The sequence below is a fragment of the Micromonospora sp. KC606 genome (assembly GCF_004348675.1).
GTDB lineage: Bacteria > Actinomycetota > Actinomycetes > Mycobacteriales > Micromonosporaceae > Micromonospora.
Map to the genome: position 1 here is coordinate 1 of NZ_SMKN01000378.1, position 2346 is coordinate 2346.

1 protein-coding gene is annotated in these 2346 nt (G+C 74.3%); it reads left to right on the top strand.

Annotated features, from left to right (window positions below):
• A partial coding sequence (locus E1193_RS31150) for an SDR family NAD(P)-dependent oxidoreductase (protein WP_132186699.1) occupies positions 1 to 2346 on the top strand: 2346 nt, incomplete at both ends.

Here is a 2346-nt window from a genome sequence, read left to right on the forward strand (position 1 = left end):
CCCCCCTCACCGACTGGCCACCACCACACGCCACACCCATCGACCTCACCAACGCCTACCCCCGCCTCGCCCAACAGGGCTACCACTACGGCCCCGCCTGCCAAGCACTGCACACCGCCTGGCAACACCACAACACCATCTACGCCGAAGTCCACCTTCCCGACACCAACAACGGCTACACCCTCCACCCCATCCTCCTCGACGCCGCCCTGCACGCGGTCGCCCTGGCCGATGCGGACGGAGCCGGCGGGGTCCCGTTCACCTGGCGCGGCGTTACCCAGTGGACGACCGGCCACTCCGCCTTGCGGGCCCGGCTCACCCCGACCGGGGCCGGCGCGGTGCGGATCGACCTGACCGACCTCACCGGCGCACCGGTCGCGGCGGTGGAGTCCCTGAGCACCCGACCCGCGACAGCCACGGATCAGGTCGAGTGGTCGTCGCTCTACCAGCTCGACTGGATCCCGGTACCCCGGCCGGCCGACGCCGCGAACCCGCGCCCCGCGCCGCGGACGGCCCCGGTGCCGACCGCCGACCCGCCGGAGTCCGCCCGGGTAGCCACCCACTGGCTGCTCGACCAGCTGACCGGCGCGCTCGCCGATGACCGGAACCGGCTGGCTGTGGTGACCCGTGGCGCGGTCGCCACCAGTACGGATGCCGACGTGAACCTCGCGCACGCACCGCTGTGGGGCCTGTTGCGCTCCGCCCGCGCCGAGCATCCGGGCCGGTTCGTCGCGATCGACCTCGACGACCGGGACAGCTCCTGGGCCGCGCTGCCCGCCGCGCTCGACCTGGCCGAGCCGGAGGTCGCCATCCGGGACGGTCAGCTGCTCGTTCCCCGGCTGTCCCGGGTACCGGCCGGCACCGGTACGGGCGCCCCGGACCTTGCTCCGGGAGGAACGGTGCTCATCACGGGCGGCACCGGCAGTCTCGGCCGCCTGGTCGCGCGTCACCTGGTCACCCGGCACGGCGTCCGGCACCTGACCCTGGTCAGCCGGCGCGGCCAGGCCGCTCCCGGCGCCGCGGAACTGGTCGACGAGCTCGCCGGCCACGGTGCCACGGTTTCGGTGGTCGGCGGCGACGTCGCCGATCCGGACACGGTTGCCCGGATCTGCGCGGGCATCCCCACCGAACACCCGCTGACTGCGGTCGTGCACGCCGCCGGGCTCCTCGACGACGCCCTGATCTCGGACCTCACCCCGGCCCGGCTCGACTCGGTTCTCCGGGCCAAGGCTGACGCCGCCTGGCACCTGCACCGGGCCACCATGGACGCCGACCTGGCCGCGTTCGTGCTGTTCTCCTCGGCCGCCGGTACCCTGGGCGCCGCCGGTCAGGGCAACTACGCCGCCGCCAACGCGTTCCTGGACGCCCTCGCCCAGCACCGCCGGGCGACAGGGCGGCCGGCGGTGTCGCTCGGCTGGGGGCTGTGGGACCAGGACGGTGGACTTACCGCCGAACTTTCCCCGGCCGAGCGGCGGCGGTTGGCCGAGGCCGGGGTCGGTGCGCTGACCGCCGAGGCCGGGCTGCGGCTGCTCGACGCGGCCACCGGAGTGGGCCGTGCGGCGCTCTACCCGATCCGCCTCGACCCGACCTCGATCAGCCCCACCGATCCGGCGGAGCCGCTGCTGCGCGGCTTCCGCCGGCGGGCCGGAAACCCGACCGGGCCCACCGCGGCCGCCGAGGATATCGCCGGGCGGTTGCGCAGCATGTCCGTTGTGGACGCCGAGCGGGTCCTGGTCGACCTGGTCCGGGCCCACGTCGCGGTGGTGCTCGGGCACCGCAGCGGCGACGCGATAGCGGCCGACCGGCCCTTCACCGATCTGGGCTTCGACTCGTTGTCCGCCCTTGACCTGCGCAACCGCCTCGCCGACGCCACCGGCCTGCGGCTGGCCGCCACCCTGGTCTTCGACCACCCCACCGCGCTCGCCGTCGCCCGGCACCTGCGATCCCAGGTCACCGGCGGGAGTTTCGACCTCGCCGACGAGCCCAGCGCCGTCGCCGGATCCGACGAGCCGATCGCGATCGTCGGTATGGCCTGCCGGCTGCCCGGAGGGGTCGGCTCGCCCGAGGACCTGTGGGACCTGGTCGCCACCGGACGCGACGGGATTGCCGGCTTCCCGGAGGACCGGGGCTGGGACATCGAGCGGTGGTACGACCCGGAGCCCGGTCGCCCCGGCAAGACGTACGTGCGGGCCGGTGGGTTCCTCGCCGAGGCAGGTGCCTTCGACCCGGATTTCTTCGGGATCAGTCCGCGTGAGGCGGTGTTGATGGATCCGCAGCAGCGGTTGCTGTTGGAGGTGTCGTGGGAGGCGTTCGAGCGGGCTGGGATCGTGCCGGCCACGCTGCGGG